This is a genomic window from Lutibacter sp. A80 (genome assembly GCF_022429645.1).
GTDB lineage: Bacteria > Bacteroidota > Bacteroidia > Flavobacteriales > Flavobacteriaceae > Lutibacter.
Map to the genome: position 1 here is coordinate 2578824 of NZ_CP092480.1, position 14434 is coordinate 2593257.

A 14434-nucleotide genomic window follows, 5' to 3' on the forward strand; every position below is an offset into this window, starting at 1 on the left:
TCCATTTTATATTTTACACATTAAAATTAAATAGTTCAATTAACCGTTTTACATTCTAAAACAACTTAACATTTCCTAAAAAACATTTTAATTTAATATGTTTTACATTCAAACACCAACTACAAATTATTAAAACAACCTTCTTTTTTATTCAAAAACCCACTAAAATTACTCTTAGATTTGGCAATAAAAAAGCGTTAAAAAAGACAATTAATATTAAAATATTCCAGTTTTTACACTTTTAGAACTTATAAAAAATAAATACGTTCCACGTGGAACGTATAAAATTACCTTCCCATATAAACTAATAAAACAGAAATATCACTAGGTGAAACTCCACTTATTCTACTTGCTTGAGATATAGTAATCGGTTTAATTTTAGTTAACTTTTGACGTGCTTCAATAGACAAAGATTTTACTTTAGAATAATCGAAATTTAAAGGAATAACAACATTCTCTAACCTATTTAATTTATCTGCCTGATTCTTTTCTTTCTCTATATAACCAGCATATTTTACATGAACTTCAGTCTGTTCTATTATCTCATTATCTATATTATTCTCAGAAATAAAAGCAGCAACATCAGGTATTTTTTGAATATCCTGAAAGTCTAATTGAGGACGTGCAGCAATTTTAAACATCTTCATAGATTGTGAAATTGTAGCTGTTATATTAGCTTCTAAAATAGGATTTATAACATCAGGTTTAATACTTGTTTCAATTAAAAACTTAACAAACAAATCTGTTTTATGCTGCTTCTCTTTAACTCTTTTCATACGCGTTTCAGAAGCTAAACCTAATTCAAAAGCCAAAGGAGTTAAACGTAAATCAGCATTATCTTGTCTTAATAAAGTTCTATATTCAGCTCTAGAAGTAAACATTCTATAAGGCTCTTCAGTTCCTTTGGTAATTAAATCATCAATTAAAACTCCAATATATGCCTCGTTTCTCTTTAAAATAAATGGTGCTCTATCTTGAACATTTAAAGCAGCATTTACACCAGCCATCAAACCTTGCGCAGCAGCTTCTTCATAACCTGTAGTACCATTAATTTGACCAGCAAAATATAAGTTCTTAATCAACTTAGTTTCTAAAGTATGTTTTAATTGAGTAGGTTGAAAAAAATCATATTCTATAGCATATCCATATCTAAAGAATTTTACATTTTCGAAACCAGCAACTTTACGCAAAGCTTTATCTTGAACATCTTCAGGTAAAGAAGTTGAAAAACCATTTACATAAACTTCTACAGTGTTCCAACCTTCAGGCTCAACAAAAATTTGATGACGTTCTTTAGTAGCAAAACGATCTATTTTATCTTCTATAGAAGGACAATATCTCGGGCCAATACTTTTAATTCTACCATTAAACATTGGAGAACGATCGAATCCTGTTCTTAGCAAATCATGCACTTCTAAAGAAGTATAACTCATATAACAAGAACGCTGTTTTTCCAAAGATTTTGTAGTTGGTAAATATGAGAATTTTTCTGGATTATCATCTCCTGGTTGTTCAATCATTTTAGAATAATCTAACGATCTTCCATCAACTCTTGGAGGAGTTCCAGTTTTCATTCTTCCTGCTTCAAAACCAACTTTAACTAAATCTTCTGTTATACCAACAGAAGCACTTTCCCCTGCTCTACCACCACCAAAAGTTTTATCACCAATATGAATTAAACCATTTAGAAAAGTACCAGCAGTTATAATAACAGTTTTAGATTTTATTTCAATTCCTAAAGATGTTTTTACACCAACAATTTTATCTCCTTCAAATATTAAACCCTTAACCATATCCTGAAAAAAATCTAATTTTTCAGTTTGCTCAAGCATATTTCTCCAAGTTTCAGCAAAACGCATTCTATCACTTTGCGCTCTTGGACTCCACATTGCAGGTCCTTTAGATTTGTTCAACATTTTAAATTGGATAGCAGTTTTATCTGTTACAATTGCACTATAACCACCCAACGCATCAATCTCACGAACTATTTGTCCTTTTGCAATTCCACCCATTGCAGGATTACAACTCATTTGAGCAATGTTCTGCAAACTCATTGTAATTAATAATGTTTGGGCGCCCATATTTGCAGCAGCAGCAGCAGCTTCACTTCCAGCATGCCCACCTCCAACTACTATAACATCGTACTCTGTATTAAACATAATATTTGTATTGTGTTCCACGTGGAACGTTATTTATGAATTCAATAAACTTAAACATTTATCTTCTTCGCTTCGCATTTGCTTACTTTCGGTTTCAGATTTGTCTTTAAAGCCTAAATAATGCAAAATTCCGTGAATTATAACTCTATTAAGTTCATTTTCAAATAATTGATTGAATTTTTGAGCATTATCTTGTACTCTTTCTATAGAAATGAAAATATCACCGCTAATTAGCTTTCCTAAAGTGTAATCAAAACTAATAATATCTGTTAAAGTATCGTGTTCTAAAAACTCTACATTTAGTTTATGCAAATAATCATCGTTACAAAATATGTAATTTAATTCTCCTTCAGTAAAACCATAATTTTTAATACAAGCTGAAATCCATTCTTGAATTTTAGTTTCATTGCTTATTGTAAACGCAGTTTCGTAATTAAATTGAATCATTTTTTTGAATAGTTTTAAAGTATTCTTGTACTTTAATTTTATAAATTTGGCGCAAAGGTAACGATTGTCTTTTTAATATTTCATTATAATTAAAATAGAGGTTTTCTAATTTTAATTTATCGATATTTCTTTGTTGGAAGGATTGTATATTAGTTTTAGATTTTCGTTGCTCATCATCGCCTTGCTCCTTTCTTGCTTTTTCTAATTTTAATAATTGATGTGTAAGCTTTTTCATCCTTTCTAAAACTGAATTGGTAAAACCTTTTTCTAAAAGCTCTTGCTCTAAAGCTTCCATTTCTTTAACAACATCTGCAGCACCTGCACCAGGTTTTTTAGTGTCGTTACCCAACATATCTTTTAGCATAGATTTTAACTTAGCTTGCTCTTTATAGATTTCATAAAGTTCTTGATTCATTTGCTCAGTTCCATCTTCACCATTATTACCTTTACCCTCTCCAGATTTTTTTTCACCATCCTCACCCTTATTTGAATCGCCAGGTTTTTGACCCTTTTTCATTCCTTCTTCTAGTTGTTTAGAAAGTTCACCTTGTTTCTTTATAATATCTGGTAAACTAAAACCTTTAGAACTTCCTTCACCTTTTCCCTGCCCCATACTTGCAGATGCATTCATTAAATTTTCTAATAAATCACTTAATTTGTTTGCTAAATTATTTACAGAAGTAATCACAAATTGTTGGTTAGAAGTTCCCTGATTAAAATTATTGTCAGAAAAATTTAAAAGCGATTGATCAATATTATATTGCGCATCACTAACATCTTTTTGTATATCTGCACCCATTTTAACCATACGCAAAGAAAGCATATAAATACTATCATCTATATGGTCAAAATATTCTTTTAATACATATTGCTCTTTTAGGTTATTTGCATAAGTAGGATGGCTTGCATCTGTATTATAAAATTCTGTAAGTAAGTCCTCTTGTTGAAATGAAAACTCAACAAGATTTTCTACAATTTTTCTTAAATCATCAATATTCTCATCTATAGATTCTCCTTCCATTGCAACCATAGATTGCTCCATCGATTTACTTAACTGCTTCATTTTTTTAGCAGCTGATTTTTGACTTTTCTTAGCTTTAGATTTTGAATTTGGGGATTCTGTATTTTCTTCAGAAATTTCTTCTTCTTTTAATTCATCAAAAGCTTGTTGTAATTTATTATTAATATCTTCCAAAATATCTGGATCGTTTGGAAGTTTCATAGGTCTTTTTAAATTTTGATTTTGTTTATGTAGAAGATCAATATCTTTTTTTACTTGAGTAAATTCTTTATTAATTTCATCTTGTTTTTCTGAGGTATTTTCATCATCATTTTTTTTAGAAAGCGCTTCTTCTTTATCCGCTAAATTTTCTAATTTTTCAGAAATTTGATTTGCTTTTTGCTCAACATAAAAACGTTTAGTTAATTCTAAAATACGCTCTAAACTCTGTTGGTTTTGTTTATTCTTTTTTGCAATCTTTTCTAATTTATCAACCAAATCTTCTTTATCAATTTTTTTAGATAATTCTTCAAGTTGCTTTAACATATCTTTTTGTTCTGCCAACTTTTTGGTTTCATCAATACGTTTTTTTAATTCTTCTTTTTTTTCACTTAAAGAAGGTTCCTCTGGTTGCTCATTTAAATTTTGCTCTAACTGTTCAGTTTGTTCTTTAAACATTTCCTGATATTGAACTTGACGTTTTAAAAATTGTTCCAATTTTTTTGAATCGTTCCAGTTAATATCTGATTTCTTTTTTAACTCATCTTTGAATTTGTTAACTTCAGAATTAGATTCTTTAGACTTTTCTAATGTTTTAGAAATGTTATCTAGATTATCGGCTTGCTCTTTTAACAAATCTTCTTTTAATTCCTTAGCAGTTTTATTGTAATAACTAAACGTTCTGCTTTTTGTTTTTTTACTGCCATTAACTCTATCGTTATCAAAAACTTCAAAATACATTTCATAATTTAAACCAGCATCAATTGCTAAACCTTCAGGAAAAACATAATAGAAATCGGAAAAAGATGACTTTGAAACCCCTATTTGGTGAGTTTTAAGCGTTTCTGGATTATTTTTATCATAATATACCAACTGAAGTTTATTAACGGCATAATCATCGCTTATTTGCCCAATAAACTGTGCTGGTCCACGTGTAATAGAATCAATATCAGACTTTACAATAATTTTTGGATACTCATCTGTAATTACACCAATTTCAAAATTTAAAACTTCGTGATTTTTTAAAAATGAATTTGAAGTTGCTAATTTATAATTTGTTGTAACATTTAAAGTTTTAGAAAAACTAAAAACATTGGTTGAACTTTGTTGAAATGATTGCGTAGTAGTATTATTTAAAATAAATGAAACAGAATCTGTTTGATGTGTTTCTACCTGCCAAGAAATTGTTGTTCCCTGTGGAACAATGGTATTACCGGTATTTTCTATTATTTGATTACTTTTACCAGTATAACTAGGATAATTAATAAGCATTTTTAAATTAGTAATTACTGGAGTTGCTTTTAAATTAAGCTGGTATTCTTTAGAAATAACATCAGTGGCTTGTATATAAAAATTAATAGGTTCTTTTACACTTGTAAAATTGTATTGAAACTTACCTAAACCAATATTTTCTAGATAATAATTCTGATTTAAAAAATGAATTGTAGCATTTTCTGGAATGGTATTTCCAACAACCTGAATTTGCAGATTAAAATCTGATCCTTCTATTACATCTAAAGACGTATTTAATACTTTAAATTGAAATGGTGCAGGTGGTTGGTAAGCAGTTTTATAATGTACAACACGCGATAAACTTGTATTGAAAATTGTAATATTACCAGTTACATATACAAGCAACCAAATTAAAATAGGTAGCAAAGCATATTTGATATATTTTTTATTACTTGAAAAATTAACAGCTTTGGTAAACGGAATTAGTTTAAACTCATTTGATTTTTGCTGAATACTAGCTTCAATCAGTTCTGAATTATGTTTAAATTCGTTTAACTGTATCATATTCAGTAACTTATCTTTTATTTCAGGAAAATGAACTCCAATAATTTTAGAGGCTTCTATAGTAGAAATTCCCTTTTTTAAACCAAAAATTTTGAAAATAGGTACTGCTATATATTTAAAAATTAAAGCAAGCTCTACCACAATAAATAACCAAAACAACACAGTTCTAAACAATGGTTTTAACCATAAAAAATGTTCAATAACTAGAGTAAAGGTAAAATACAATAAACCCAAAGAAAAAAATAGTAAAATTCCTTTTATAAGTTCGTTAATATAATACTTTCGTATAAACTCTTTAAGTTTTTGTAATATGTAATTATAATTGCTCAATTCCTTAGTTATAAACTATTAAAACGGCTAAAAATAACGAAAATTACCTTAAAACAAGAGTACCTAATAAAGTTTATGATTTTTAGTACTTTATAAATAATTAAAAATTAGTGTAAACGAGTGTTTATAAAATTACAATTTTTTCTTTAATAGCATAAATTACAAGTCCAATACGAGATTTAACTTCAAGCTTTTCAAATAAAGCTTCTCTATAATTTTCTACTGTTTTAGGACTTAAACACATAACTTCTGCAATTTCTTTATAAGTTTTTTCTGAAACTGTTAATTTTAAAAATTCTAATTCACGATCCTTAAGAATTATATTTATCGGTTTTTCAGGTTGGTTTATAGAATTTAGTAAAGTATTTGCAATACTATCGGTATAATAATATCCATTTAAATTCACTTGATTAAGTGCATGATGTAAAATATCTGGATGAATGTCTTTTAATAAATACCCTTTTGCACCAGCACGAAGCATTGCAAGAATAGTAGATTCATCACATTCCATAGATAAAGCTAAAACTTTAATTTCTGGTTTATTATTTTTCAACCAACTAGTTGCTTCAATACCATTCATAATTGGCATTTGAATGTCCATTAAAATAATTTCTGGTATAGAATTATTATTTGAAATATAATCAACAAGTTCTTTACCATTATTTAAAACAGCTAATACATTAAACTCTTTAAAATTAGAAACTAATCCGTTAAGTGCGTTTCCAAACAATAAATGATCATCAACTATAATTATATCTATTGGTTTCATTTGGGGTTTTATTTAGGACAACTAATATATAATTTTGTTCCAAGATTTTCCTTGGAATTTAAATCTATTTTTGCACCAATTAATTTTCCACGACTTCTAATATTTAACAAACCAATACCATGTTGTTTACTGGTATCTGTAATATTAAAACCAACACCGTTATCTTCAGCAGTAATTTCTAAATTATCTTTGTTATATTTTAGTGTAATAATTAATTTTTTGGCTTTAGCATATTTTAGAGTGTTATTACAAAACTCTTGTAAAATTCTAAATAAAATAATTTCCTTTTCATTATTTAAATGATACGTATCCCCTATTATTTTTAATGAAGCATCAATAACATTTAAACGATTAAAGCGCTGCATTTCCAATTCTAAAGAATCTACTAAACCATTATTTTTAATTGTTTCTGGATTTAAAGATTTTGCTAAACCACGCAAATCTTCTAAACTTTTACCAACAATAGTTCCGGTTTCTTGTAGTTGTTCTTTTTGTGCATCAGGTACACTCATTTGAACAATATTTAATTGCATTTTTGCAACAGAAAGCAATTGTCCAATATTGTCGTGTATTTCCCAACTAATATTTTTTAAAGCTTGCTCTTGAATTTCTAATTTAGAATTGTTTATTTCTTGTTCGAAACGTTTTTTAGTTTCACGTTTTTCAATTAAAAGTGTTGTTTTTTTTTGTTGAAAAAAATAGAAAAAAAGCACCAAAGAGGTAACTAAAACTAAAATAACAACTGTTACAACAAAAACTAAAATCTGAATTTCAACTTGATCCATAATTTAAATGTTATAGGCTTTTTCACTTAAAATAAAGCCAGTAAGAAAACAACTAACCATTAATAAATTTAAAAACAATGCAACAATATTATAAACACCTCCAAAAGATATAAATTCTGCAATTATATACACTGGAATAAAACCGATATTAAATAATAAAACACCTAAACTTATCCAAAAAAACATCGACTTTTTTATGTATAAAATTTCATCGCTTTGCAATAATTCAGAATAATATGTTAATACTGAAATTACTATTAAAATACTACCAACAACAGTATTTAAATATAGAAACTTGTTCACAAAATCATAATAAAATGCAATTACTAGTATCGTAAATAAAGCATAAATACCAATGATAAATTTTATAAGATTTTTTTTAAATTTATTTTTTAAAAGATGTAGGAAAAAGAATAAATAGAAAAAATGATTGATTAAATTCCAGGTATTAAATAAAGGGAAAGTATTTATTTCAAGCATAACTCCTATAAAAAATCCAGAAATTTCTGTTAATAAAGAATATGCATTAAAAGCTAAAAATAGTTTTAAATATAAACTATTTTTAATTTTAGAATAGTTAACAAAACCTGTTATTAGGACTGTTAAATATAATATTGGGTATATTAAAAAAAAATATTTCAATACTATTGAGGATATGAATTAGAAGGTGGATTACCTAAAGTTCCATTGTTTAAAGCATCTATATCAGTAATGTCAGAACCACCATCATCTGGGTTTGTATCTTGCATTCCACTTTTTTGTAAATTGTTGCTTTTAGATTCTGTTGGAACAATAAAAACTGTAGATAAATTCTTTTTAACAGATTTTTTATCTTCACCGGAATAACTACCAAAGTATATTCTTAAACCATTAACATTCTTATTTTTACTTTCTACATAAGCAATATAATTTTTAATTTCATCAATTGAAAACCAAGTAGATAAAGCATCTTTTTCATCTGGATTATCATCGAGTTTTTGAACTATCTTATTTAAATCGTTAGAACGAGTTTTAATAAATGTTTGATTTAATTCCTTCGCTTTTTTTGGAGAAATAAGGCCCTTTGGTAAATCCATATCAATATTTTAAGTTAAAAAGATAAAGTTACTTAATTATTTTAATTTAAAAGGGGAAAAATCCCCTTTTAAAAAAGGGTAAATATACCCGTTAAAATAAACATCTTTTATTATAGCTTTACAGTATTATAATTTACTAATTATGTTTTACGAAAATAAATTTTCTGACAAATATTTAAAATACGGAATTTTTATATTCATTTTAGTACTAAATTTTATATTGTTAAATAAAGTTACTACAAACACTAAAAATGAATACATTTTTGAACAACATATTAAAAGATAAATTTATAGTGGATTGGTAATCCCCACATTTAAAAATTGCTTTGTTTAAATCAAAGGATTTCAAAAATCATTGGGCTGATTTTAAAGGTTGCTTTTATAGCAGCCTTTTTTTTGCAATATAAATGCTTGAATTTATATCTATAAATTATCTTTGCACTTTAAAACTAAAAAAAATGAACAACGTTAGAGTACGATTTGCACCTAGTCCAACTGGACCATTACATATTGGTGGAGTTAGAACTGCCCTTTTTAATTATTTATTTGCTAAAAAACACAACGGAACTTTTATTTTACGTATTGAAGATACTGATCAAACACGTTATGTTGCTAACGCAGAACAATATATTATTGATGCATTAAATTGGTTGCATATCCCTTATGAAGAAGGACCAGGTAAAAACGAAAAATTTGGACCTTATCGACAATCTGAACGTAAAGAAATTTATAAAAAATATGCTTTAGAATTAATAGCAAAAGGAAAAGCTTATTATTGTTTTGATACTGCAGAAGAATTAGACGTTTGTAGAAAAGATCACGAAGCAAAAGGAAAAACTTTTATATACAATCACCACAATAGAGCAAAACTAACAAACTCTATTTCACTTACTGAAGATGAAGTGAACCAACGCATTGCAAATGGAGAAAAATATGTAATTAGATTTAAAATGCACGATCCAACAAATGAAGTTGATCAGAACATAATTTCTACTACAGATATAGTTCGTGGTGAAGTATCGTTTAAAAAAGAAATTTTAGATGATAAAATTTTATTTAAAAGCGATGGAATGCCAACCTATCATTTAGCAAATATTGTTGACGATCATTTAATGGAAATAAGTCATGTAATTCGTGGTGAAGAATGGTTACCTTCCCTCCCACTACATATTGCTTTGTATGAAGCATTTGGTTGGGAAACTCCAGAATTTGCACATTTACCATTAATTTTAAAACCTGTAGGAAAAGGAAAATTAAGCAAACGTGATGGTGATAAATTAGGATTTCCAGTATTTCCATTAGCCTATAAAAACAATGAAACTGGAGATGTTTCACGTGGATATAAAGAAGATGGATATTTTTCTGAAACTGTTATTAACTTTTTAGCCCTATTAGGTTGGAATCCAGGTACAGAACAAGAATTATTTAGTTTAGAAACATTGGAAAAATCGTTCGATTTAAGTCGTGTTAATAAATCTGGAGCTCGTTTTGATCCAGATAAAACAAAATGGTTTAATCAACAATATATGCACTTAAAATCCGATGAGGAATTAGCTGAACTATTTACACCAATATTAACTGAAAAAGGTATAACTAAAGAAACTAATTTTATTGTAAAAGTAGTTTCTTTAATAAAAGAAAGAGCAACATTTATTTCAGATTTTTGGGAATTAAGTAACTTCTTTTTTGAAGATCCTAAAAAATATGATGAAAAAGCTTCTAGAAAAAATTGGAAAGAAGGTACTTCAGAATTAATGCAAGAACTAATAAGTGTTTTAACTTCTATTGAAGATTTTAATTCACAAAATATTGAAACAATTGTTAAAGAATGGATTACAAATAAAGAAATTGGTTTTGGTAAAGTAATGCAACCTTTTAGATTGAGTTTAGTTGGTGCTATGAAAGGCCCTCACCTATTTGATATTGCTGAAATGATTGGTAAAGAAGCAACAATTAACAGAATTAAAAAAGCTATTGATACCTTGTAAATTAAGTAATAGTTTTTTTAATAAATTTAAATTACAATACAACACTTCTATCCGTTCAATTATCAATTTAAAATAACATTATTAGAAGATTATAATATAAAAAGGAGCTTTTCAGCTCCTTTTTTTTATAGTTCAATTTTTACATTATACCCTTCTAAAGCATCCTTATGTTTTTCTGGTTCAAAACTTTCTGCACTAAATTCTATTTTACGTTCGTGTCTCATTTTAATATGTTTTATAGATCGTAAAAATCTTCGCATATCAGTTTCACTAGAAATTATTAAACCAGGAACTTGTACTCCTTTACCCGATTCATCTTTAGCAACCATAGAAAAATAGGAAGAATTACAATGCTTAATTTTACCATTTGTAATATTTTGAGATTCAACTCTAATACCAACAACCATAGAAGATCTACCAACATAATTAACTTGTGCATGCAATGTTAACAAATCTCCTACTTCAACAGGATTTAAAAAATCTACCCTATTTACAGAAGCTGTAACACAATATTGACCAGAAAATTTAGAAGCAGAAGCAAAAGCTGCTTTATCCATTAAAGATAAAATAAATCCTCCATGAATTTTTCCACTAAAATTTGAATATGAAGGTAACATTAATTCTGTTAATATAATTTCGGACTCTTTTGGACTTTTATAAATTTTATTCATCAATGTATATTTTTTATCAAAGTTACAAATCTATATCAAATAATAACATTAATTAACTGTATGCTAAAATTGTTATTTAACGTTATTTTATGATTTTAAAAAAAACTGTAATTACAAACTGTAGTAATTTTGCAGATTATTTATGACAATAAAACAGAAATATACACTACTTTTTATACTTGGTGCTTTATCTGCAATAGGTCCGTTTAGTATAGATATGTATTTACCTGCTTTTCCTAGTATTGCAGAAGATTTACATACAGATATTTCAAACGTTTCTTTATCCATTACAAGTTATTTTATTGGTATTAGCATTGGTCAATTAATTTATGGACCTATATCTGATAAATTCGGTAGAAAAAAACCTTTATTAATTGGTTTAACGCTATTTTGTATTACTGCTTTGGCCTGTGTGTTTTCACCGAGTATTAATTGGTTAATTGGCATGCGTTTTTTATTGGCTTTGGGTGGTTGTGCAGGATTAGTAACAAGTAAAGCTGTTGTACGAGATGCTTTTCCGATAAATGAAACGGCTAAAATTTTTTCAATTTTAATGTTAATTTCAGGTGTTGCTCCTATAATTGCCCCAACCATTGGAGGATGGTTATTAACAGTATTTAATTGGAAATCTATATTTTATTTTCTAAGTTTTTTTAGTTTTATATTAATTCTTGCTGTACATTTCTATTTACCAGAAAACAATTCAACAAATAAAGAACGCTCACTAAAACCAAAAAATGTTTATAAAGATTATAAAACCGTTTTTAGCAATCCAATTTTTTTATATTATACCCTGGCTAGCAGCATAGCAATGGCAGGTATGTTTGCATATATTAGCGGGTCTGCCTTTGTTTTTATAAAACATTTTGGTATTTCAGAATCTAATTTTGGATTAATATTTGGCTTAAATGCCTGTGGTTTTATATTAGGTAGCCAGGTAAACAGACTCTTATTAAAAAAATATTCATCGCAAAAAGTAATTACATTTTCAGCAACAACATTAGTTAGTTTATCGCTTTTAATTCTATTATTATTTACACTAAACTCTATTACAAGTACTATTCTAATAGCTTTTATTTTTACATTTTTATTTTCACTTGGATTGTTAATTCCAAATGCTACAGCTTTAGCTTTAGCACCTTTTTCAACTAATGCTGGAAGTGCATCTGCATTAATTGGATTTATGCAAATGTTTTTTGGAGCATCACTTTCTGCAATGGTTAGTGTATTACATAACGAAACTATTTTTCCGTTAGTTTTTGGTATGTTTTTATGCGGAATTACTACGTTTGGAATTATTATGATACTAAATACAAAAATTAAAAAAAATAGATTTTACAAAAAATGTATTTCTTAATAAAACTAATCTGTTTGCTTAACATCAGTTATAAAATATTTTGAATCACCTAACCAAGGAAATGTTCCAAAACGTTCTTTGTAAGTTAATTTTATGTCTTTACCTTGTAAATCTTGTAATTTTTGAATCACTTCTTTTTCATTACCTTCAACTGAAAAATGAAATATTTGTGCTTCAGAAACACCTTGACTTATTTCACCTTCCCAAGTTTTAAAAAGTAAGCCTTTATGTGTAAATTTTACTAATTCACCAGCTCTGTAACCTTTACTGTAGGTAACATAATAAATTGATAAAACATATAAAGTAATTCCTAAAATTATAATTCCTAATACACTAAAAAGTACCTTTTTCATATAAATATATTTGATGATAAATATACTAATTCAAATAAAATAGAAAGCCTAAAAATACATTCTTTTTTAGTTAGTTTTTATTTTTAATGTAACGTTTTAATATTTGTAACTACTTATTAGTAAAGATAGTTTTGATTTAGAAATTGAAACGTTGTATCTTTAAAATATTAATTTTTTAAAAATTTAAAAATGGTTGGAACATATATTATTATTTTTATTCTTCTTGTTATAATTGTAACAGGGTTATTTACCGTTAAACAGCAAACAAATGCTGTAATAGAGCGTTTTGGAAAATATCAAAGCATTAGAGGCGCTGGCTTACAACTTAAAATACCAATTATTGATAAAGTTGCTGGACGCGTTAGTTTACGTGTACAACAATTAGATGTTATTGTTGAAACAAAAACAAAAGATGATGTTTTTGTACACTTAAAAATATCTGTACAATTTTTAATACAAAAAGGGCACGTTTATGATGCTTTTTACAAGCTTCAAAACCCACATGAGCAAATTACAGCCTTTATTTTCGACGTTGTAAGAGCAGAAGTTCCAAAAATGATACTAGATGATGTATTTGAAAAAAAAGAAGAAATAGCTATTGCAATTAAGCGTGATTTAAAAGAAGCAATGCTTGAGTATGGGTACGATATTATTAAAGCTTTGGTTACAGATATTGATCCTGATGAAAAGGTTAAAATTGCAATGAACCGTATTAACGCAGCTGATAGAGAAAAAATTGCTGCACAACACGAAGGTGATGCTCAACGTATTTTAATTGTGGAACGTGCAAAAGCCGAAGCTGAAAGTAAACGATTACAAGGAAAAGGTATTGCAGATCAACGTAGAGAAATTGCTCGTGGTTTAGAAGAAAGTGTTGATGTTTTAAACAGAGCCGGTATTAACAGTCAAGAAGCATCTGCACTAATTGTAATTACACAACATTATGATACCTTACAAAGCATTGGATCAGATACTAAATCTAATTTAATTTTATTACCAAACAATCCAAATGCTGCAAGTTCTATGTTGAATGATATGGTTACTAGCTTAGTAGCAGCAAATAAAGTTCAAGAATCTTCTGAAGAAGGTGAAACTAAAAAATCTAAAAAATAATGCTATTAACTACAACAAATACAATTGAAACACAACCTGTTAAAGCATATTTAGGTATAGTTTCAGGTGAAACCATTATTGGTGCAAATATGTTTAAAGACTTTTTTGCCGGAATTAGAGATATTGTTGGTGGAAGATCTGGATCTTATGAAAAAGTACTAAGAGAAGCTAAAGAAACTGCTTTAAAAGAAATGGAAGAACAAGCTTTAAAATTAGGTGCAACAGCGGTAATTGGTATTGATTTAGATTATGAAACAGTTGGTAAAAATGGAGGAATGTTAATGGTAACAGCCTCTGGAACAGCTGTTAAAATTTAAAATAAACAGTTTTAAAAACTAAAAAACCTGTACAAATTGTACAGGTTTTTTTA

The 14434-nt window shown here is 27.5% G+C and carries 13 protein-coding genes; 4 read left to right on the forward strand and 9 right to left on the reverse strand.

Annotated elements, in window-relative coordinates; all coding sequences use genetic code 11:
* Positions 1–287: 287 nt before the first annotated feature.
* From mnmG to MHL31_RS10640, 7 genes are all read right to left on the reverse strand, one after another.
* Entirely contained in the window at positions 288–2159 is a 1872-nt protein-coding gene (mnmG, locus tag MHL31_RS10610; RefSeq protein ID WP_240228887.1) for a tRNA uridine-5-carboxymethylaminomethyl(34) synthesis enzyme MnmG, read from the reverse strand.
* A 33-nt stretch (positions 2160–2192) separates the two neighbouring features.
* Complete coding sequence (gene ybeY / locus MHL31_RS10615; protein WP_240225930.1) at positions 2193–2606, reverse strand: rRNA maturation RNase YbeY; 414 nt, start codon at positions 2604–2606, stop codon at positions 2193–2195.
* Positions 2593–5952: a DUF4175 family protein gene (locus MHL31_RS10620; RefSeq protein ID WP_240225931.1), complete on the reverse strand. Its 3360-nt coding sequence runs from the start codon at positions 5950–5952 to the stop codon at positions 2593–2595. Before MHL31_RS10620 ends, ybeY begins: the two co-directional genes overlap by 14 nt.
* Positions 5953–6076: 124 nt before the next feature.
* Positions 6077–6721, reverse strand: coding sequence for a response regulator transcription factor (locus tag MHL31_RS10625; protein ID WP_240225932.1), 645 nt, complete (start codon positions 6719–6721; stop codon positions 6077–6079).
* Between the two features lie 8 nt (positions 6722–6729).
* On the reverse strand, positions 6730–7506 hold the full coding sequence (locus MHL31_RS10630; RefSeq protein ID WP_240225933.1) for a sensor histidine kinase: 777 nt from the start codon (positions 7504–7506) through the stop codon (positions 6730–6732).
* 3 nt (positions 7507–7509) lie between these two features.
* Positions 7510–7809, reverse strand: a complete 300-nt coding sequence (locus MHL31_RS10635) for a hypothetical protein (protein WP_240225934.1) — start codon at positions 7807–7809, stop codon at positions 7510–7512.
* Positions 7810–8150: 341 nt separating this feature from the next.
* The gene (locus MHL31_RS10640) at positions 8151–8582 is read right to left on the reverse strand and encodes a hypothetical protein (RefSeq protein WP_240225935.1); all 432 of its coding nucleotides are present in this window, start codon (positions 8580–8582) and stop codon (positions 8151–8153) included.
* 458 nt (positions 8583–9040) lie between these two features.
* Between MHL31_RS10640 and gltX the strand changes: the two genes are divergently transcribed.
* On the forward strand, positions 9041–10570 hold the full coding sequence (gene gltX / locus MHL31_RS10645) for a glutamate--tRNA ligase (RefSeq protein WP_240225936.1): 1530 nt from the start codon (positions 9041–9043) through the stop codon (positions 10568–10570).
* A 125-nt stretch (positions 10571–10695) separates the two neighbouring features.
* Here gltX and MHL31_RS10650 read toward each other — a convergent pair whose 3' ends face one another.
* Positions 10696–11241: an acyl-CoA thioesterase gene (locus MHL31_RS10650; RefSeq protein WP_240225937.1), complete on the reverse strand. Its 546-nt coding sequence runs from the start codon at positions 11239–11241 to the stop codon at positions 10696–10698.
* A gap of 142 nt (positions 11242–11383) precedes the next feature.
* On the opposite strand from MHL31_RS10650, the gene MHL31_RS10655 reads away from it, so the two are divergent.
* Complete coding sequence (locus tag MHL31_RS10655; RefSeq protein WP_240225938.1) at positions 11384–12598, forward strand: multidrug effflux MFS transporter; 1215 nt, start codon at positions 11384–11386, stop codon at positions 12596–12598.
* Between the two features lie 5 nt (positions 12599–12603).
* On the opposite strand, the gene MHL31_RS10660 is transcribed toward MHL31_RS10655, so the two are convergent.
* A complete protein-coding gene (locus MHL31_RS10660; RefSeq protein ID WP_240225939.1) occupies positions 12604–12951 on the reverse strand; it encodes a 6-phosphogluconate dehydrogenase in 348 nt (115 codons plus the stop codon).
* Positions 12952–13140: 189 nt separating this feature from the next.
* Here MHL31_RS10660 and MHL31_RS10665 point away from each other — a divergent pair, with 189 nt between their 5' ends.
* On the forward strand, positions 13141–14064 hold the full coding sequence (locus MHL31_RS10665; RefSeq protein ID WP_240225940.1) for an SPFH domain-containing protein: 924 nt from the start codon (positions 13141–13143) through the stop codon (positions 14062–14064).
* Positions 14064–14381, forward strand: coding sequence for a heavy metal-binding domain-containing protein (locus tag MHL31_RS10670; RefSeq protein ID WP_240225941.1), 318 nt, complete (start codon positions 14064–14066; stop codon positions 14379–14381). Before MHL31_RS10665 ends, MHL31_RS10670 begins: the two co-directional genes overlap by 1 nt.
* Positions 14382–14434: the final 53 nt, after the last annotated feature.

Excerpts from the sequence above, each read along its gene's own strand:
- MHL31_RS10650 (WP_240225937.1), bottom strand. The coding sequence starts at position 11,241 with ATGAATAAAATTTATAAAAGTCCAAAAGAGTCCGAAATTATATTAACA.
- MHL31_RS10640 (WP_240225935.1), bottom strand. The coding sequence starts at position 8,582 with ATGGATTTACCAAAGGGCCTTATTTCTCCAAAAAAAGCGAAGGAATTA.
- MHL31_RS10655 (WP_240225938.1), top strand. The coding sequence starts at position 11,384 with ATGACAATAAAACAGAAATATACACTACTTTTTATACTTGGTGCTTTA.
- MHL31_RS10660 (WP_240225939.1), bottom strand. The coding sequence starts at position 12,951 with ATGAAAAAGGTACTTTTTAGTGTATTAGGAATTATAATTTTAGGAATT.
- MHL31_RS10665 (WP_240225940.1), top strand. The coding sequence starts at position 13,141 with ATGGTTGGAACATATATTATTATTTTTATTCTTCTTGTTATAATTGTA.
- ybeY (WP_240225930.1), bottom strand. The coding sequence starts at position 2,606 with ATGATTCAATTTAATTACGAAACTGCGTTTACAATAAGCAATGAAACT.
- gltX (WP_240225936.1), top strand. The coding sequence starts at position 9,041 with ATGAACAACGTTAGAGTACGATTTGCACCTAGTCCAACTGGACCATTA.
- MHL31_RS10670 (WP_240225941.1), top strand. The coding sequence starts at position 14,064 with ATGCTATTAACTACAACAAATACAATTGAAACACAACCTGTTAAAGCA.
- MHL31_RS10625 (WP_240225932.1), bottom strand. The coding sequence starts at position 6,721 with ATGAAACCAATAGATATAATTATAGTTGATGATCATTTATTGTTTGGA.
- MHL31_RS10630 (WP_240225933.1), bottom strand. The coding sequence starts at position 7,506 with ATGGATCAAGTTGAAATTCAGATTTTAGTTTTTGTTGTAACAGTTGTT.
- mnmG (WP_240228887.1), bottom strand. The coding sequence starts at position 2,159 with ATGTTTAATACAGAGTACGATGTTATAGTAGTTGGAGGTGGGCATGCT.